Annotated in this window: 18 protein-coding genes and 1 tRNA gene; 14 read left to right on the top strand and 5 right to left on the bottom strand. The window is 47.3% G+C overall.

What is annotated here, in order from left to right; translation table 11 throughout:
• The first annotated feature begins 3 nt into the window (after positions 1 to 3).
• The gene (locus ACZOTW_RS04910; RefSeq protein WP_428038088.1) at positions 4 to 822 is read left to right on the top strand and encodes an LOG family protein; all 819 of its coding nucleotides are present in this window, start codon (positions 4 to 6) and stop codon (positions 820 to 822) included.
• A gap of 111 nt (positions 823 to 933) precedes the next feature.
• Here the strand turns inward: ACZOTW_RS04910 and ACZOTW_RS04905 are convergent, their stop codons facing one another.
• The 3 genes from ACZOTW_RS04905 to ACZOTW_RS04895 all read right to left on the bottom strand — a co-directional run bounded on the left by ACZOTW_RS04905 (position 934) and on the right by ACZOTW_RS04895 (position 2,423).
• Positions 934 to 1,263: a hypothetical protein gene (locus tag ACZOTW_RS04905; RefSeq protein ID WP_483997632.1), complete on the bottom strand. Its 330-nt coding sequence runs from the start codon at positions 1,261 to 1,263 to the stop codon at positions 934 to 936.
• A gap of 120 nt (positions 1,264 to 1,383) precedes the next feature.
• On the bottom strand, positions 1,384 to 1,797 hold the full coding sequence (locus ACZOTW_RS04900; RefSeq protein WP_428043208.1) for a hypothetical protein: 414 nt from the start codon (positions 1,795 to 1,797) through the stop codon (positions 1,384 to 1,386).
• Positions 1,794 to 2,423, bottom strand: coding sequence for a CYTH domain-containing protein (locus tag ACZOTW_RS04895; protein WP_483997631.1), 630 nt, complete (start codon positions 2,421 to 2,423; stop codon positions 1,794 to 1,796). The genes ACZOTW_RS04900 and ACZOTW_RS04895 overlap by 4 nt, the downstream gene beginning before the upstream one ends.
• Positions 2,424 to 2,469: 46 nt before the next feature.
• Between ACZOTW_RS04895 and ACZOTW_RS04890 the strand changes: the two genes are divergently transcribed.
• The 3 genes from ACZOTW_RS04890 (at position 2,470) to ACZOTW_RS04880 (ending at position 3,823) form a co-directional block, all read left to right on the top strand.
• Positions 2,470 to 2,955, top strand: coding sequence for a PaaI family thioesterase (locus ACZOTW_RS04890; RefSeq protein ID WP_177748033.1), 486 nt, complete (start codon positions 2,470 to 2,472; stop codon positions 2,953 to 2,955).
• A gap of 184 nt (positions 2,956 to 3,139) precedes the next feature.
• Positions 3,140 to 3,292, top strand: a complete 153-nt coding sequence (locus tag ACZOTW_RS04885) for a hypothetical protein (protein ID WP_177748035.1) — start codon at positions 3,140 to 3,142, stop codon at positions 3,290 to 3,292.
• Between the two features lie 75 nt (positions 3,293 to 3,367).
• Complete coding sequence (locus ACZOTW_RS04880) at positions 3,368 to 3,823, top strand: hypothetical protein (RefSeq protein WP_483997630.1); 456 nt, start codon at positions 3,368 to 3,370, stop codon at positions 3,821 to 3,823.
• Positions 3,824 to 4,030: 207 nt separating this feature from the next.
• Here the strand turns inward: ACZOTW_RS04880 and ACZOTW_RS04875 are convergent, their stop codons facing one another.
• The gene (locus ACZOTW_RS04875) at positions 4,031 to 5,008 is read right to left on the bottom strand and encodes a class II fructose-bisphosphate aldolase (RefSeq protein ID WP_177748009.1); all 978 of its coding nucleotides are present in this window, start codon (positions 5,006 to 5,008) and stop codon (positions 4,031 to 4,033) included.
• A 198-nt stretch (positions 5,009 to 5,206) separates the two neighbouring features.
• Here ACZOTW_RS04875 and ACZOTW_RS04870 point away from each other — a divergent pair, with 198 nt between their 5' ends.
• The 5 genes from ACZOTW_RS04870 to ACZOTW_RS04850 all read left to right on the top strand — a co-directional run bounded on the left by ACZOTW_RS04870 (position 5,207) and on the right by ACZOTW_RS04850 (position 11,732).
• Positions 5,207 to 6,247 (top strand): M42 family metallopeptidase, encoded by a 1,041-nt coding sequence (locus ACZOTW_RS04870; protein WP_483997629.1) that lies wholly within the window; start codon positions 5,207 to 5,209, stop codon positions 6,245 to 6,247.
• A 15-nt stretch (positions 6,248 to 6,262) separates the two neighbouring features.
• Positions 6,263 to 8,611 carry a transketolase family protein gene (locus ACZOTW_RS04865; protein ID WP_483997628.1) on the top strand — a complete coding sequence of 783 codons (2,349 nt, stop codon included), beginning with the start codon at positions 6,263 to 6,265 and terminating at the stop codon, positions 8,609 to 8,611.
• 20 nt (positions 8,612 to 8,631) lie between these two features.
• The gene (locus ACZOTW_RS04860) at positions 8,632 to 9,060 is read left to right on the top strand and encodes a PPC domain-containing DNA-binding protein (protein WP_177748000.1); all 429 of its coding nucleotides are present in this window, start codon (positions 8,632 to 8,634) and stop codon (positions 9,058 to 9,060) included.
• A 527-nt stretch (positions 9,061 to 9,587) separates the two neighbouring features.
• The gene (locus ACZOTW_RS04855; RefSeq protein WP_483997627.1) at positions 9,588 to 10,808 is read left to right on the top strand and encodes a hypothetical protein; all 1,221 of its coding nucleotides are present in this window, start codon (positions 9,588 to 9,590) and stop codon (positions 10,806 to 10,808) included.
• 639 nt (positions 10,809 to 11,447) lie between these two features.
• Positions 11,448 to 11,732: a GIY-YIG nuclease family protein gene (locus ACZOTW_RS04850; RefSeq protein ID WP_428039541.1), complete on the top strand. Its 285-nt coding sequence runs from the start codon at positions 11,448 to 11,450 to the stop codon at positions 11,730 to 11,732.
• A gap of 56 nt (positions 11,733 to 11,788) precedes the next feature.
• Here the strand turns inward: ACZOTW_RS04850 and hydG are convergent, their stop codons facing one another.
• Entirely contained in the window at positions 11,789 to 13,171 is a 1,383-nt protein-coding gene (gene hydG, locus ACZOTW_RS04845) for a [FeFe] hydrogenase H-cluster radical SAM maturase HydG (protein WP_483997626.1), read from the bottom strand.
• 65 nt (positions 13,172 to 13,236) lie between these two features.
• On the opposite strand from hydG, the gene smpB reads away from it, so the two are divergent.
• From smpB to ftsZ, 5 genes are all read left to right on the top strand, one after another.
• Positions 13,237 to 13,707: an SsrA-binding protein SmpB gene (gene smpB, locus ACZOTW_RS04840; RefSeq protein ID WP_483997625.1), complete on the top strand. Its 471-nt coding sequence runs from the start codon at positions 13,237 to 13,239 to the stop codon at positions 13,705 to 13,707.
• A gap of 69 nt (positions 13,708 to 13,776) precedes the next feature.
• Positions 13,777 to 13,860: transfer RNA gene (locus tag ACZOTW_RS04835), tRNA-Leu, on the top strand.
• A gap of 122 nt (positions 13,861 to 13,982) precedes the next feature.
• Positions 13,983 to 14,702 carry a cell division protein FtsQ/DivIB gene (locus ACZOTW_RS04830; protein ID WP_177747988.1) on the top strand — a complete coding sequence of 240 codons (720 nt, stop codon included), beginning with the start codon at positions 13,983 to 13,985 and terminating at the stop codon, positions 14,700 to 14,702.
• A 42-nt stretch (positions 14,703 to 14,744) separates the two neighbouring features.
• On the top strand, positions 14,745 to 15,995 hold the full coding sequence (gene ftsA, locus ACZOTW_RS04825) for a cell division protein FtsA (RefSeq protein WP_483997624.1): 1,251 nt from the start codon (positions 14,745 to 14,747) through the stop codon (positions 15,993 to 15,995).
• Between the two features lie 12 nt (positions 15,996 to 16,007).
• Entirely contained in the window at positions 16,008 to 17,159 is a 1,152-nt protein-coding gene (ftsZ, locus tag ACZOTW_RS04820; RefSeq protein WP_428041666.1) for a cell division protein FtsZ, read from the top strand.
• Positions 17,160 to 17,172 lie beyond the last annotated feature (13 nt).

The raw sequence follows: 17,172 nt of genomic DNA, 5'->3' as shown, positions 1-17,172 counted from the left end.
TTTATGACTACCAAAGAACAACAGGCCATTGAACACGAAGATTCTTATATCAAAGCGTATGAAGATATTGCGCTTTTAAAGAAAGACATTATGCGCCCCGTGCGTATGGAATTAGAGGTAATGAAACCTGAACTTTACCTGCGCCATTTCAACGTAACGGACACGGTAGTTTGCTTTGGCAGTGCGCGCGTGCGCGAGGAAAAAGATGCCGCCGCTAAACTCAAAGCAGCCCAAGAAGCCCTTTCAAAAAATCCGTCTGACAAGCATTTGCAAAACCGCGTGTACGAAGCGGAAGGGTTAGCCAAACTCTCCAAATATTACGACGAAGCACGCAAATTTGCCAAAATTGTCGTACAACGTGCAGGAGACCGTTTTGCCGTAGTAACGGGCGGCGGGCCGGGCTTAATGGAAGCCGCCAACCGCGGAGCCTTTGAAAACGGAGGGAGAAGTATCGGGATGAACATTACTCTGCCGCACGAGCAACATCCCAATCCGTACATTACCAAAAATTTGGCATTTTTGTTCCACTATTTTGCTATCCGCAAACTGCATTTAGTGATGCGCGCAAAAGCCTTTGTCGTGTTCCCCGGCGGGTTCGGCACGTTTGATGAACTGTTTGAAATTTTAACACTCGTTAAAACAGGCAAAAAACAGGAAATTCCGATAGTCTTGGTCGGCAAAGAGTTCTGGAATACGGTAGTAAATATTCCGGGCTTGGCCTCCTACGGCGTGATTTCGCCCGAAGAAGCCGAATCCTGCGCCACGGTGGAAACCGCCGAAGAAGCCTGGGATATCGTCGCCAAGTTCTACAATATTAAATAAACGCTTATTGGTACTCATAAAAATTCCCCGGCTCTGACCGGGGAATTTTTATTCTATAAAAGCAAAAGGCCGGAGAGTTGCTGCTCTCCGGCCTTTTGGTTGGAACTTAAATTATTTTCTTTTTGTTTCTTTTTTTACCGTTTTTTTAGCAGTCGGTTTCTTGGCGGCGGCTTTCTTTACGGTTACTTTTTTAACCGCCTTCTTAACAGCAACCTTTTTCACGGTTTTTTTAACGGCCGCTTTTTTAACGGCGTTTTTTTTGATTGCTGCTTTTTTGACGGCTACTTTCTTCACGGTTTTCTTTGCACAGGCTTTTTTGGCACAGCAGGCTTTTTTGCAAACCTTTTTAGCAGGTGTTTTTACTGCGGCCTTTTTCACGGCTACTTTTTTGGCGGCTGGCTTTTTAGCGGCAGCCTTTTTCACGGTTTTTTTAACAGCCATTTTTCTCTCCCGAGACAATTAGTTTTAACCTCATAAAAATCATAGCACAAATTATTTTAAAATGCAAACATTTTCTCGTCGTAAAATAATTTTTTTAAAAAAATCAAGCGCTTATTTTTCTCATTTTTCCGTCGGAGATTGCTTTTTCTGGCGCAAAATGCTATACACACCAGTGCGCCCGCAAAGGGCCGTAAAAACAAACGCATTTAGCGTATTGCGGTACCCCAAAGAAACAGCCAAAGCAAATAAAAACGCATACCACACGTGCGTTTGTTGCGCGTAAAAACCGTGCCAAACCGCAGAGCAGACCGCATAGGAAATTAGCAAAATATAACACCAGTTACAAGCGTAAAAAATCTGCAACGTACGCTTTAAAGACTCCACTTTAAATACCCGCAAAACAAGCGGCAAAAGCACGCTTTTGCCAAGAGCAAACAGTAAACCTAACGCAATTCCCTCGCCGTAGTGCCCGGTAAAAATCTGCCCCGCACCGGGAACCACCAAACTAAACAGTAATGCAAAAAAAACTGTCATTTATCCCCCCACAAGGCCAACAGGGCGAGGGCCGTCTTCACTTTGGACACACGGGCATAAGCCAAACCGGAAGCCTGCGTAATTTGGCGTGCCAGTTCGTCCAATGTATCAGGCTGCCCCTTTTTTAATTCCAGTTCAGCCTCTTTCATCAGCACGCGCCTGCCGCACACGCAAATCATAAAATTATCCAGCGAAAGTTCCGCTTCCACTCCATTAAAAAGAATATCATACGAAGTCCGTTTATTCCGGAGCGCAAAGAGCATCTTTAACCCGGTTAAAGGCAAATGCTCCCACTCTTTTTTATCTGCCAAAAACGCTAGTGCCTGCGCCAAATTTTTGATGCCCGGCAACGGCAAAGATTCTTCGCGCCGGACGGCACGGCCGTTTGTTACTTCCGTGCGGGTTTTGTAGGTAGCCTCCCACTTGCCGTCTGTATTCCGCACACGGAAAGCAATTTTATTTTGCTCAAAAAAGCGTTCCGGAGTATCTAAATACGTATCGCAAATATGCAAAACCCGGGGCGCGGAAAGGCGCACCGACGGGACTTGCAAAACCGCCGAGAGTACCTTGGCAAACGCGCGGGGAGAATTGCTCTCCCACTTAAATTCAGTTTCTATGTTTGGCATAAAATTAGTTTAGCAAAAAAGTATAATAAAAGTTAGGAGAACACTTATGAAAAAATTACGCCAACCTACTTCTTTGCGTTGTTTTGCCTGCGGTAAAAACAACCCCATAGGTTTGAAATTGGAGTGGTTCAACGATTACGAAAACAAACAAATTGAAACCACTTTCACCCTATCCGACGATTATTGCTCTTATCCCGGCACGGTACACGGCGGCATTATTGCCACCATTTTGGACGAAACTTCCGGACGCGCCATTTTGCTGGATAACGATTTCAACCGGTTGATGGTTACGCTAAAAATGGAAGTGGTGTACAAACACAATACACCTACAAATACTCCGCTAAAAGCCGTAGGACGCGTCATACGGGACGGCGGTTCCCGCGCGCAAGTGGAGGGCGAAATTATTTTGCCGGACGGCACAGTTTCGGCCAAGTGCACGAGTCTTTTATTCAAAATTCCGCAAGCAGTAAAGGATAAATGGGGGCCGGAAGCAGAAGAGTGGGCCCGCACCACGCCAAAAGTAGAAGAATAAGAGTTACCCTTTGTTCAGACAAATACCGACGGTTTAATCAGTTAGATTCGGTATAGGGTTTATCTCTTTTTGCAACGGTATGTTTTAACAGCCGTAGCCGAATTGTGATATTCGTGAAAAAAATATACAATAAAACGAAGGTATTTTTTACCTTTATTCTATATAATCCTGAGGTTATATCTATATGAAAAAAATCGTATTATTAATGATGGCTTGTGTTTTTATGGCTGCCTGCACGGGTACCCGCGGTACCGTGGGCGGAAAAAAAGTCTGCACCAATGACTATTTGTTAGGTGTATTGTCTATCAGCGAATTAGTTTCCCCCTGTGGCAAATAAATAATTCTTTTACGGAAAAGTGCCCTGGTATAGGGCCAGGGTGCTTTTCTTATAATTATGGACAGGTAATACAATATGAAAAATTTTTTTTACTTAGGTGGGGCACTTCTCTTATTAGCGGCTTGCCAATCTAATAAGCCTATGCCCGATTTAAGCACCGAGGCGGCGGCACACCAAATTCTTGCGAGTTATTTTCAGTCTAATCCCCAAGTGGCGAATTTTTTTCCCTATTTATCCCAATGCAAATTGACCCCTGTTGTAAAAAACGTTTCTCAAAAAAATATAACCCCATTTAAAACCTATACCTGTTCCGTTGAACAAAAGGATAACCAGCGGTATATTGCCGTCATTTCAGTTGACCCGAAATTAATGGGCGAAGTAGATTCGTATAAAAAATACGCCAATGAATCGGTTTATATTGCCCTGTTGACTTACGAGCAGGACACAAGACATCTAACAGGAGTCAAACTGTTATTTAATATCTATGCAAACCGCGTGGAAAAGCAAACCGAAGTAAATGAAAAATCTTAATTTACCAAAGGCATTGTGTTCCATTTATTATTGGGTTTAAAATATGGAAGCAAACACGCCGGAACTAAGGCCGTGCCAATATAAGTATTTACACCAACAGTTATAGATAAAGCACTCCCCTAATCTGTTTACTGGCCTGTGCAAGAAAATCTATCCGTAAAAAACCCCCGGCATTAAACCGGGGGTTTTTACATTAAAACAAGTTGCTTATTTAACGCGGCCGGCGGAACCAAAGACGTTCTGGTTCTTTTCGGCATACATTTTAATAAGTTCTTCGCGGGCCGGGCCTAAGTATTTGCGCGGGTCAAATTCGCTGGGTTTGGTAGCGAAGATTTTGCGGATGGTGGCGGTCATTACCAAGCGGCCGTCGGAGTCCACGTTGATTTTGCACACAGCCATTTTGGCGGCTTTGCGCAGTTGTTCTTCGGGCACGCCGGCGGTGTTTTCCAATTTTCCGCCGTATTCGTTGATTTGTTTGACGGCCCATTGCGGAACGCTGGAAGAACCGTGCAATACAATCGGGAAACCGGGCAAGCGTTTAGAAACTTCTTCCAAGATGTCAAAGCGCAGTTCGGGCAATTTTTCACCGGGCTGTACTTTAAATTTATAAGCACCGTGAGAAGTACCGATGGAAATAGCCAAAGAATCTACCCCGGTGCGTTTTACAAAGTCTTCCACTTGGGCGGGGTCGGTGTAGGTGTGGTGTTCGGCGGAGACTTCGTCTTCAATACCAGCCAACACGCCGAGTTCGCCTTCTACGGTTACGTCGTGCTGGTGGGCATATTCCACAACCTTTTTGGTCAAGGCTACGTTTTCTTCATACGGCAAGTGAGAGCCGTCAATCATTACGGAAGAGAAACCATTGTCAATGCAGTCTTTGCACAATTCAAAGGAATCGCCGTGGTCCAAGTGCAAGCAGAGCGGAACCGGTTTGCCGATTTCGTTCATCATTTCCACCGCACCGCGGGCCATCCAGCGCAAGAGCGTGGAGTTGGCATATTGGCGGGCGCCTTTGGAAACCTGCAAGATTACCGGGGAGCCGGTCTGTACACAAGCGGTAACAATCGCTTGCAACTGTTCCATATTGTTAAAGTTGTAAGCCGGAATGGCATAACCGCCAGCCATAGCGTCTTTGAACATCTGTCTGGTGTTTACCAGACCCAGTTCTTTATAAGAAACGGTCATTGGACATCCTCCTAAAAAATATTTCTGTCTTAAATATTTTACTATTTTTTGCGTTTTGTGGGGCGGCGGAATTGGATTAGTTGCCGCGTCTAATGTATTTATGTGGTGCGGTTGGCGGGGAAACCGACGGAAAAACTTGCAAAAAAATGCCTTTGTGGGTATAATGTAGATACCTTAACTGCCTAAAAGTGAGTAAAAATGGACGCAAAATTAGATTTTTCTATTCTTAAAACCTTGACCGAACTTCCCGGCGTGTCCGGACGCGAAACCGCCGTACGGGAATATCTAAAAAACCTGCTGAAAGATTCGGCGGACGAAATCAGCACTGATACCTTGGGTAATTTAATTGTTTTTAAAAGAGGAACCTCAGACAAGAATTTGCTCTTTTGTGCGCATATGGACGAAGTGGGCCTGATGATTCACTTTGTGGACGAGCGCGGTTTTCTGCGTTTTGTAACAGTGGGGGGAATTGATCCCCGCACGCTTTTGGCCCAGCGCGTGCGCGTACAAACCAAGTCGGGCGCGTTGCTCGGTATTATCGGTACCAAACCCGCGCACATTACCACCGAGGCAGACCGCGGCAAGGCGGTAGGCATAAAAGAACTTTTTATTGACTTGGGGCTGCCGGCCGACGAGGTAAAAAAACGGGTAGAGCCCGGAGATTGGGCGGTATTGGACCGCAGTTACGAGGAATTTGGCGACGGTAAAATTTCTGCCAAGGCTTTGGATAACCGGGCGGGTGTATTTGTCCTGGCCGAAGTGGTGCGTGCCTTAAAAAATCCCTTTTATAATGTATATGCCGTTTTTACGGTGCAAGAGGAAGTCGGCTTGCGCGGGGCCACTACGGCCGCTTATGGCGTAAAGGCAGATGTTGCCTTGTGTTTAGATACCACGGGTGCAGCCGATATCCCCGGTTGTGCGCCGCAAGATTATATTTGTTCGTTAGGCGGCGGCGTGGGGCTTACGGCCCTGGATGCTCGGACGATTACGCCCGAAAATTTATTGAACGAACTCAAACAGATTTGTGATACGCACAATATCCGCCGGCAGGTGCGCGTGGCACCCCGCGGCGGAAATGATGCAGGCGCGGTGCACTTGTCCAAAACGGGTGTACTCACTTGCGGATTATCAGTACCCACACGCAATATCCACTCCAACGTGGAAATTATCAGCAAACAAGACCTGGAAAATACGTTCCGCCTGGCGTATTGGGCGGGGCAGAACGGCCTGAAAGTATAGGCCGGAGGATAGATTATGAGTACATTTCAATTAGGCAAAAAAAGAGCCGTTTTTTTGGACGTAACAGATTATTTGAATAACCCCGCTTACCAAATAAGCGAGGAGGATAAAAAATCCCTGTCGCGTTTAGATGTAGCCTACCGCGCACTGGTTTCCCTTTTATATAACTATGTGCCCACTTCCGGCCACCCGGGGGGCAGTATTTCCAGCGGGCGGTTTGTAGAACACCTTTTATATAAAGATATGGCTTACGATATTACGCATCCGCACAAGGACGAAGCCGATATTATTTCTTATGCGGCGGGTCATAAAGCCTTGGGCCTGTATGCTATGTGGGCCTTGCGCAACGAGTGCGCGCGTATTGCGGCACCGGAACTGTTGCCCGCGAGCGACAAGGAACAACTGCGCTTGGAAGATTTGCTTGGTTTCCGCCACCCCAAAGTGCAGGGAACTCCTCTTTTTAAAAAATTCCACTCCAAAGCCTTGGGCGGCCACCCGGAACCGCTTGTTCCGTTTGTGCGTACCTCTACGGGCGCGAGCGGTGTGGGCGACGGCTCGGCTGTCGGGCTTGCGCTTGCGGCGGCAGATGCCTACGGCGAAAATTGCCCCGTAGTGCATATTGTGGAAGGGGAAGGCGGTTTAACGGCCGGGCGCGTGAGCGAGGTAGCGGGTATGGCTGCTACGGCACAGTTAAAGAATACGGTTTTCCATATTGACTGGAACGAAGCCTCTATTGAAAGCGAACGTGTTACTTCCGACGGAGAACACCCCGGCGACTATGTGCAGTGGAACCCGATGGAATTCTTCTATATCCACGATTTTAACGTCATCCGCGTACCGGACGGACACGATTACAACCAAATTCATATTGCGCACAAACTGGCGGAAGAAATCAAGAACCACCAGCCCACGGCGATTGTCTATCGCACCGTAAAAGGATGGCACTACGGCATTGAGGGCAAGGCTTCCCACGGTTCCGGCCATAAATTCGCTTCCGAAGGGTTTTATAAATCTTTGGAAGAGTTTGAAAACACCTTTAATGTTAAATTTCCGCACTTTGAGGGGGATAAAACTGCTGAAAATGTGGAAAAATACTATTGGGACAGTTTATTGACCGTTCGCCGTGCGTTAGAAGCGGATAAAACGGTAGCCGCCTTTGGCGCGGCGCAATTAAAGGCCGCCAGCCAAAAATTGGCCGATAAAAAACGCGCCGTCCGTGCGGACTTGGGGAACTGCCAGGACCTTTACACCAAATTCCACGAAGGGGAAATTCCGGCGGAATTTGTGTTTGAAAAAGGAAAATCTTATACTACCCGCAGTGTGTTGGGGGCGGTGTTAGCCTATTTAAATAAACATACGGGCGGTACGATTTTGACGGCCTCTGCTGATTTATACGGCTCTACGGGGGCCGCGGCGATTGCCAAGGATTTCCCGGCGGGTAATTTTAACACGCAGACAAATCCGCTTTCGCGCCGTTTGTCCGGCGGCGGCATTTGCGAGGACGGTATGGCCGCCCTTTGCACGGGTATTTCCGCCTTTGGAAAACACGTGGGCGTATCCGCTTCGTATGGTGCGTTCTTGGCCTTTGAACACGTGGCGGCCCGCTTGCACGCCATCGGGGTACAAAGCGCGCGCGAAGCAGGCGTGAACCCCAACACTTTTATTATGTTTAACGGACACGCCAGCGTGCCCACCGGCGAGGACGGCCCGACTCACGCCGACCCGCAATCTTTGCAACTGGTACAGGATAATTTCCCCAAAGGAGCCTGTATCACCATTACACCTTTGGAAGTTGATGAAATTTGGCCGCTTACGGTGCGCGCTTTATCTTTGCGCCCGGCTGTGTTTGCTCCGTTTGTGGTGCGCCCGTCTTATGCGTTAATGGACCGCGAGGCCTTGGGGGCCGACCCGGCTATTAAGGCTGTAAACGGTGTGTATTATTTGCGCCGCGCCAAAGGCAAGGCCGCCGGTACGGTAATTGTGCAAGGTGCGGGTGTGGGCCGCATTGTGGTAGAAAAGGTGTTGCCTGCCTTGAATGCGGGCGGGCCTGACTTAAATGTGCTGTATGTAGCCAGCCGCGAACTGTTTGAAGCGTTGCCGAAAGAAGAGCAGGATAAAATCTTGCCGCCCGAAATGTTGCGTACGGCAATAGGAATTACGGACTTTACACTCCCGACGCTTGATTGCTGGTTAAATAGCGTGGCCGGCCGCGCACACTCGCTCTATCCGCATAAAAAAGGCGAATTTTTATCCAGCGGCTCGGCGGACAAAGTTTATGAAGAAGCCGGGTTGGACGGAGACTCTCTGTTGGCGGCATTAAAAAATTACGCGCACGATTTGGCGCAAGCCCAAGAGTGGCTTTAACATATTTATAGGAGATGAAAATGGCAGAAGAAAAACCTTATTTAACCGGACGGACGTATTTATTTAAACTCCCGAAGGGAAAAGATTTGTTGGAAACCTTGGCCGATTTTTGCCACGATAACCAAGTAAAATGCGGTATCGTAAGCGTAATGGGCTCGGTCTCTAACGCGACGGTCGGCGTATATGACCAATCCAAAAAGAAATACGATAAAAAAGTAATCAACGAAGAAATGGAACTGATGTCTCTTACGGGCAATATCAGCATCCAGGATAACCGCCCCCAAGTGCACGCGCACGTGGTGATGTGCGGCAAAGATTACAATGCTATCGGCGGGCATTTGTTCCCCGGCACCAAGATTTACGTTTGCGAAGCGTATATCCAGGAACTGGTGGGCGAACCCAAAGTAAGACGCTCCGATAAGGTTACCAAACTTTCGCTTTGGGCCTAATCCGGACAAGTAGAAAATTTATCCCGCGCTTGTGCAAATAACGCAAGTGCGGGATTTTTTTATGGTTTCAGCCTGTTGTTATTGTCTTTGCCGTCATCCCCGAAAGTCAGCCGGCGCGGAGCCTTCGGGAAACTGTCGTTTGTTATTACAACTTTCCGGGATGACGGCAACTGCTAACTACCCAATCGGTAGGTCCTGAAACAAGTTCAGGACGACGGGCCTTGTTTTATTGTTTTTTGTCGTCATCCCCGAAGGTTTCTGTCGGGGATCTGTTGTTATTAAATGCAAGAACGGCAAAAACAGATTCCCGCGTCCTACGGACCGCACCCTAGCGGGCCGCCAACCACTCCGGAAGGGTGAAAGAGCCTAGCAGCCCTCATTTCCTCTACCCTTGTCAAAAGGGGTAGCATAATACAAAGTATTTATTCTATAAGTCAAGCGGAAAATAAAAAAGGAGTTGCCAAAGCGTAAAGAAAAGAGTTTAATAAAAAGGTAGGGTAGTAAAAATTATACAGGAGGAGTATCTAATGAAGAAACTACTAGGCTTGCTCTTGGCTATGACTATGGCGTGGCCTGTTACGGCAAGTGCAGAAGTGCTCAAAAATGTGGACCTCAAAGGTGAAATCCAGACGATTGCCTCTGATGCCCGCCACGATAAAAACAAAGCGTATCAATCCGGCACGAATTTCCGCGTGTTGGCTGGTTTGTCCGCTGATTTAGTGGAAGACGTAAGAGCCAATGTGCTGTTTCAATATAACGACGCTTGGTTGAGCGGTACCGAAGGCAACACCGTACAGAACTATTGGGACGAAGTCCGCTTGGCCGAAGCCAATGTGGTGCTTTCCAACCTGTTCTGCTGCTTGGAAGCCACGGTCGGCCGCCAATTCTATGGCGATGAAGACAGCGCCGTTATGTATTTGGGCCCGAACCATTATTTTTTCGGTATGAACAAAGCCCCGTCTTTGGACGGCGCTAAACTGGTTTATAGCGACGATTTTAAAACCTTCACGATGCTCGCCGGTAAATTGGTTACCTATACAACGGTTACAACCCCTGCGGGACCTTCTACTGTCGTAGATGATAATTGGACCGTTTATGGCTTGGACTTGAAATTGAACCTGACCGACACCTTGACCGCCCAAGTTTACGGTTATGATTTTATGAACAGCAAATATAATGCTGCCCGCGACGAAAAGAGACACAACGGTTTCTATGGTGCCAAAGCCACCTTTGCGCCCGAAGCCGCTACGTTAAGCGCGGAATATGCCCGCGGTTACGAAGCCAACAGACTGTTTAGAGAAGGCAATGACTCTCCGTATATGGTGAAAGTGGATGCGGCCCTGAATATGGACGTAATCACTCCCAGAGCGGCCTTCTACTATGCCAAAGGTGTAGTTTCTCCGTTTGGTAACTACTACCCCGGTTTGGCTATCGGCCATGTGCTCGCGGGTGACGACGTCCCCTTCGCGGGATATTCTGGTGACGGCGTGAGAATGTTCAACGTGGGTGTGGACTATGTGTGGAACAAGTTTGTGTTCTCCTTGGACGGTTTCTCCTTCCAAGACCGCACCGCCAAAGACTCCTCCACTTGGGAAGCCGACTTGGTGGCCAAATACAACCACAACGATTATGTCCAACTCTTTGCCGGTATTGGTTATGCTAAATACGGCACCGTTCATAAATCTGCGGCTGTGATGGACACCAAAGACAATACCGTCGGCCAGTTGGGTATGCTGATTAAGTTCTAACTTAACTGACTGCTGATAGTTTTGTTGTAAGCCCCGCCCTCGTGGCGGGGCTTTTTGCTGTGTATTTTGTTGTTTTATCGTTATTTCGGTAGGGGTGGCAGCCCAAAGTGTCTGTGGGTGTTTTTATTGTTTTGTCGTCATCCTGGAAAGTTGTAATCCAGGATCTGTTGTTATTAAAATAAGGAAAACGACAGATTTTGGACAGAAACCTTCCAGAATGACCCTTAATTTTATAAATGGCAAGATTTCTTGCGATAATAATTCCAAAGTAAGTAGTTTTTTATACCTTGGTTATTTGTTCTTGGTACACACTCATAGAGTTTTGATATGGGCTTATTGGTTCCGTTTTACCGTCATACTGGGGTGGTGGCCCACATTGTCCGTGGGTGTCTTTGTTGTTTTGTCGTCATCCTGGAAAGTTGTAGTCCAGGATCTGTTGTTATTAAAATAGAGGAAAATGACAGATTCTGGACAGAAACCTTCCAGAATGACCCTTAATTTTATAAACGGCAAGATACAGGAACGCTCCGCATTGGCAAGGATTCCAAATGTCCTTTATTTTAAAATAGCCGAGTCCTTTGGAGCAGGGCCAATAATAAATCTTTGTGTTAAAAGGAGGGTTATTGTTATAATTTTTTTATGTCTTTTGTGTATATTTTGACTAATGCTACCAATCAGGTTTTATATATTGGGGTTACGAATAATTTAGTCCGGCGTGTATATGAACACCGAACGAAAATAATACCCGGTTTTACCGAACGGTATCACTTAAACAAATTGGTATATTATGAGTGCTATACGGATATCGTTCAGGCAATAGAGCGGGAAAAGGTGCTTAAATTTTGGAAAAGAGCGTGGAAAAAGCGATTAATTGATAAGTTTAACCCCGCTTGGAAAGACTTATATCCAGAGATTTGTTTGTAAAAAATCCCGCCCTAAAACATCAGGGCGGGGGAAAATAAACCATTAGTAAAGCAGAACTAAAAATATAAGTCCCGCTTACCTGCCTTAATTTTGGCTAAATTCTCGTCAATCATTTTGCGTACGGAAGTTCCCTCTTTAAAGGCTTCCCGGGTGGTGCTGTCAATCAGCGCGTACCCTTTGGCCTTTAACGGGGCGGGGGCAAAATCTTCCAAGTATTCGGCAAATGTAAACATAGCATTGGGCAGACAATGGGTTTTAATCAGCCCGGGTTTAGCCATATCCATAAAGTCCTTGCCCACGCGGCCCAAGCGGTAACAGCCGGTGCAGAAAGACGGCATATGTTTGGCATCTACCACGGCATCAATCACTTCGGCCAAGGAACGGCTGTCCGTCAGAGTGAATTGGCTGCCGTTTTGCTTGTCATACGAGTATCCGCCGGGGTTCACACACGAGGCCGCAGAAATCTGCGATACGCCCAGTTCCAGGCAGGCGTTGCGCATGGCAGGAGATTCGCGGGTGCTTAAAATAATGCCCGTGTAAGGCACGGCCAAGCGCAGAACGGCTACGCATTTTTTAAATTCGTCGTCGCTTAACACGTCGTTCGGGTGTTGGCTGAAATCAGAGCCCTCAGCGGGTTCAATGCGCGGAATAGAAATAGTGTGCGGACCCACGCCGTAGGTTTTATCCAGATACCACGAGTGTTCCAAGGTGGCTAAAATTTCGTATTTATGGTCATAAAGCCCGAGCAGCGGCCCGATGCCCACGTCGTTAATCCCTGCCTGTAACGCGCGGTCCATAGCGTCTAGGCGGAACTGGTAGTCCTTTTTGGCTCCTGCCAGGTGGAGTTTTTCATAAGTTTCCTTATGATATGTTTCCTGGAATAACTGGTAAGTGCCGATGTTGCACTTTTTTAACTCCTCAAATTCGGGTTCGGTCAGCGGGGCGATATTTACGTTTACGCGGCGGATATTTTGGCCGTTCCAGCGGGTGTCGTAAATGGTTTTAATGCTGTCGTACACATATTGCAGACCACCGCCGGGATAGGCCTCCCCGGCTACCATTAAAATACGTTTGTGCCCCTGCTGCAACAGCGCGGTAACTTCCTGGCGGATTTCGTCCTGCGTGCTGGCGTGGCGCTTTAAATGCGTATTGGAGCGGCGGAACGCGCAATAAATGCACTCGTTGGTGCAAATGTTGGAAATATACAGCGGTGCAAAAAGAACAATGCGGTTGCCGTAAATGGCCTCTTTGACATATTTGGCCGCGGCGAATAAATCGTTTAACAGTTTTTTGTCCGTAATGTTTAACAGTACGGCGGCTTCTTCAAGCGAAATGCCTTTTAACAGGCGGGCCTTGTTCAAAATATCCGTTACCTCGGCGTCCGTATGGGACTTGGCTCTTTCCAAGGTGCGTTGCAATTTTTCGTTATCTATAATCATACATATATCATAGCACTTTTGGCGGGGCGGTTTTCTGCGGGGCGCGGATTTGCTATGATATATCTATGCCGAAGAAGGAATCTGTGTTGGTCGTTTGCTCCAACCGCAAAGCGTACCACGATTATTTTATAGAAGACACTTACGAAGCCGGACTTGCACTTTTGGGGGCGGAAGTAAAATCTGTCCGCCAAAAGGAACTGAGTTTGGAGGGCAGTTTTGTGCGGGTGGAAAACGGTACGGCGCGTGTGTATAATATGCACGTGAAGCCGTATAAGTTTAACTCCCTGGTGGAGTTGGACCCCACACGCCCGCGGCAACTGCTGCTAAATAAAAAGGAACTGCGCAAATTGTCTGCCAAGGCCGAAATTAAGGGGTATTCCTTGGTGCCGGTAGAAGTGTATTTTAAAAACGGCTGGGCTAAAATCAAATTGGCCGTGGCCAAAGGCAAGCACTTATTTGACAAGCGCGAAAGTTTAAAAAAGCGTGATTTAAACCGCGAAATGGAACAGCATTTTAAGAATAATATCCGCTTTTAATTCCGGCGGCGGCAATACAAAATAAAATGCTGGATTTTTTCGCTGTAATATTCTAAAATATATTTAATTGGGCGGGTGGCGGAATTGGCAGACGCGTACGGCTCAGGACCGTATGGACGAAAGTCCTTAAGGGTTCAACTCCCTTTCCGCCCATTTTATTTTTGGTTTCACCTACTATGAGAAAGAATGACTACCGGCCGAAAGCGGCGTCTTTAAGAAGCAGAAAACGCAGCCCTCGGCAAAAGAGAGGGTCATCCTTTTTTTTTAAACTTTTTTTGTGGCTTATCGTTCTTGGCCTCGTCGCAGGGGCCTGGTTTGCCGTTTCTAAAACCTATCAACTTTTAATCCACGCGCAGTGGACCAACTGGCACGCTAAGGAAATTGCCGTAGAGGGTATTTCCGGGCAGTTAAATAAGGGCTTAGCAGGTCTGTCGGCCAAGTACCGGGGGAAGGCTTTTTCGTTAAAGGATTCCGCTGCCCTGCGTGCGGATATCGTGCGCAAATACCCGATGTTAAAGGATGTATCTGTCAGCCGCGGTATTTTAAGCGGCAAACTGACCGTGTCGGCCAAGCACCGTGTGCCGGTGGCTAAATTTGTACTGCCGGACGAATCGGTCAAATATATTGACGGCGACAGTACCGTTTATTCGGACCCTGCACCCAACGTGTTAAACCCGGTGCCGTTTGTGGAATTGGAGGGGGCCGTTCCGGATAAGTTAAGCCCGGAATTTATTGATTTGGTGGAAAGCACTTTGAAATTAAAAAAAGAATTGGACTATGCCTTTTTGCGGATGAATTTAAAGGAAAATACCGTTAAAATGTATATGCCAGACGGTTCTTTAATTGATTTCGGCGAGGCGAAGAATCTTAAAAAGAAAGCCGCCCGAGCGGCGCAGATTATGTCCTTTTCGCGCGACAGATATGTGCATCCGCTCCAATTAGATTTTGAATTTTTTGAATACGGAAAAGTTTTTTTAAGACAGAAGTTTCATTAAGTTTTATAATAGAAGTAAGATAAATTTTTTTAGGTGGATTTTATGGCTAAAACAAATCTTATTACAGGGCTGGACGTCGGCAGCGGAAAGTTGACTTGTATCGCCGCCGCACATGATTTTGAAACAAATACCTTAAAGGTCCTCGCCGGGCGCAGTGTTCCGTGCCGGGGCATTAAAGGGGGGATGGTGTCGGATATCCGCGAAACTTCCGCCGCCGTTACCCATATTTTAAGCAGCATTGAACGCGAGTGCAACCAAAAAATTGGCAGTTTGTACGTCGGCGTGCGCGGGGCGCATTTGGAATCTTTTTCCAATCACGGGACGTATAATATTTCCCGTATGGATAAAGAAATTACCCAGGCCGATATGGAACTGGCGATTGAAAATGCCAAGGCAATGCCCATAAAAAACGATAACGAAATTATCAACGTCATTACCCAGGGCTATGCCATTGATAAACAAAAAGGCATTACGAATCCGGAAGGGATGGAAGGTTCCCTATTGGAAGTTGATGTGCACATTACTACGGGTTCCTCTACCCACATTAACAACTTGGCCAAGGCTATTCAGCGTCCGGGTTATAGTATTGACGATACGGTTTACGGATTAGTGCCGTTGGCGGATGCGGTGCTTACGCAAGAGGAAAAGGAAATCGGTGCGTTGCTGTTGGATTTCGGCGGGGAAACAATGTCTGTGGGGATTTACATTGACGGCATTTTAAAATTCTCCCGCGATATCCCCTACGGGTGCGATTTGATTACAAGCGATTTATCCCGCCTTTTGCACACCAGCCGCCAAAATGCCCGCGAAATTAAGGAAAAATACGGCGTGGCGTTCCCGACGTTTTTGGACGAAGAGGGCGAAATTGCCGTTCCGTCCTTAGACGGGCGCAGTACGCATAATATCAAAAAGAGTTATGTGCTTGATATTATCCAACCGCGCGTGGAAGAATTGATTGAGCAAGTCGGCCACGTGGTGGATACGTCCGGCTATAAAAACTTCCCCGTGGTGGGTGTGGTAACGGGCGGCGGTTCCGTGATGCCGGGTATTACGGAGCATTGTTTAAGCATTTTGGGCTTAAAAGAGGTGCGCCGCGGTGTGGTGCAGCGCGATTTGATTACGAGTGACGAACAATTTTTTGACCCGCTTTACAGTACCGCTATGGCTCTTGTTATTTACGCGGCGGGTAACCCGGGTTATGACGATTACGGTGCCGGTTCGTACGACAACGGCGGCTCGCTGTTTGGCAAATTTGGTAAATTTATCAAAGGGCTGGATGTTTTTGGTAATTAAGGACGTTTTCTTATGAAAGATTTATTTATGCCGGCCGGCTCGTTTGAGAGCAAAAAGGCCAAAATTAAAGTAATTGGTGTGGGCGGCGGTGGCGGAAATGCCATCAACCATATGGTGAACGCCGGAATTAAAGACGTGGATTTTATTGCCGTCAATACCGATGCGCAGGATTTGCGCCGCAACCAGGCTCCGTATTTGGTTCAGGTGGGCGAAAAAATCACCAAGGGATTAGGTGTCGGCGGCGACCCGGAAAAGGGGAAAAAAGCAGCCGAGGAATCCAAGGAAAAATTAAAACTGATTATCGGCCAATGTGATTTGTTGTTTATCACGGCCGGTATGGGCGGCGGTACGGGTACGGGTGTGGCTCCGTATTTAGCCAAACTTGCCAAGGAAATTTACGGCGACGATTTGCTGGTGGTGGGTGTTGTTACGCGCCCGTTTAATTTTGAGGGATACGTCCGCGAAAAGCAGGCCGACGAAGGCATTAAAGAAATGCAAAAGTATGTGGACTCTATGATTATTGTCCCGAACGAAAAACTTTTTGCCAATATTGACCCGGAAACTTCCTCCCGTGATGCGTTTAAAATGGTGGATGAAGTGCTGTTGCAGGCTGTAAAGGGTATTTCCGAAGTGATTACAAAACCGGGCGAAGTGAACATTGACTTTAACGATATTCGCAAGGTAATGTGCCACTCCCATAAATCCCTTATCGGCATTGGCGAAGGCAGCGGGCCGGGGCGGCATTTGTTGGCCGTCAAACAGGCTATATCTTCGCCGCTTTTGGAAAATGCGGATATCCGCGGCGCAAAAGGGTTTATTGTCCATTTTTCAGCCGAGGAAAACCTGACCCTTTTGGAACAGGGCGAAGTGATGAATTTAATCCGCCAGTACGCCAGCAACGATTCTATTATTATGTTCGGACACTCGTACGATTCCACTTTAAACGGGATGTTTAAAGTAACCGTTATCGCTACGGGTTTCAGCGCCGAAAAGGCCAGCGTTTTCAACGCGCGCCGGCCGCTTCCCAATGCCGGTATGCCGGCTTCTTTTTCTGTTAAAAAACCTGCGGCCGAGGATATGTTTACTTCGTATGAACCCAAAATATCCGAGCCGGAGGATGCTATGCTTATCCCGGCGTGTTTGCGCCGCAAAAAAAACCGGTAGTATAGGAGACTTA

The organism is Candidatus Avelusimicrobium sp. (genome assembly GCF_056976295.1).
Note: the sequence above shows the minus strand (reverse complement) of the source record. Positions and strands in the feature narration are given on the sequence as shown.

Coding starts and splice junctions, on each gene's coding strand:
- ACZOTW_RS04910 (WP_428038088.1), top strand. CDS start 4: ATGACTACCAAAGAACAACAGGCCATTGAACACGAAGATTCTTATATC.
- ACZOTW_RS04905 (WP_483997632.1), bottom strand. CDS start 1,263: ATGGCTGTTAAAAAAACCGTGAAAAAGGCTGCCGCTAAAAAGCCAGCC.
- ACZOTW_RS04900 (WP_428043208.1), bottom strand. CDS start 1,797: ATGACAGTTTTTTTTGCATTACTGTTTAGTTTGGTGGTTCCCGGTGCG.
- ACZOTW_RS04895 (WP_483997631.1), bottom strand. CDS start 2,423: ATGCCAAACATAGAAACTGAATTTAAGTGGGAGAGCAATTCTCCCCGC.
- ACZOTW_RS04890 (WP_177748033.1), top strand. CDS start 2,470: ATGAAAAAATTACGCCAACCTACTTCTTTGCGTTGTTTTGCCTGCGGT.
- ACZOTW_RS04885 (WP_177748035.1), top strand. CDS start 3,140: ATGAAAAAAATCGTATTATTAATGATGGCTTGTGTTTTTATGGCTGCC.
- ACZOTW_RS04880 (WP_483997630.1), top strand. CDS start 3,368: ATGAAAAATTTTTTTTACTTAGGTGGGGCACTTCTCTTATTAGCGGCT.
- ACZOTW_RS04875 (WP_177748009.1), bottom strand. CDS start 5,008: ATGACCGTTTCTTATAAAGAACTGGGTCTGGTAAACACCAGACAGATG.
- ACZOTW_RS04870 (WP_483997629.1), top strand. CDS start 5,207: ATGGACGCAAAATTAGATTTTTCTATTCTTAAAACCTTGACCGAACTT.
- ACZOTW_RS04865 (WP_483997628.1), top strand. CDS start 6,263: ATGAGTACATTTCAATTAGGCAAAAAAAGAGCCGTTTTTTTGGACGTA.
- ACZOTW_RS04860 (WP_177748000.1), top strand. CDS start 8,632: ATGGCAGAAGAAAAACCTTATTTAACCGGACGGACGTATTTATTTAAA.
- ACZOTW_RS04855 (WP_483997627.1), top strand. CDS start 9,588: ATGAAGAAACTACTAGGCTTGCTCTTGGCTATGACTATGGCGTGGCCT.
- ACZOTW_RS04850 (WP_428039541.1), top strand. CDS start 11,448: ATGTCTTTTGTGTATATTTTGACTAATGCTACCAATCAGGTTTTATAT.
- hydG (WP_483997626.1), bottom strand. CDS start 13,171: ATGATTATAGATAACGAAAAATTGCAACGCACCTTGGAAAGAGCCAAG.
- smpB (WP_483997625.1), top strand. CDS start 13,237: ATGCCGAAGAAGGAATCTGTGTTGGTCGTTTGCTCCAACCGCAAAGCG.
- ftsA (WP_483997624.1), top strand. CDS start 14,745: ATGGCTAAAACAAATCTTATTACAGGGCTGGACGTCGGCAGCGGAAAG.
- ftsZ (WP_428041666.1), top strand. CDS start 16,008: ATGAAAGATTTATTTATGCCGGCCGGCTCGTTTGAGAGCAAAAAGGCC.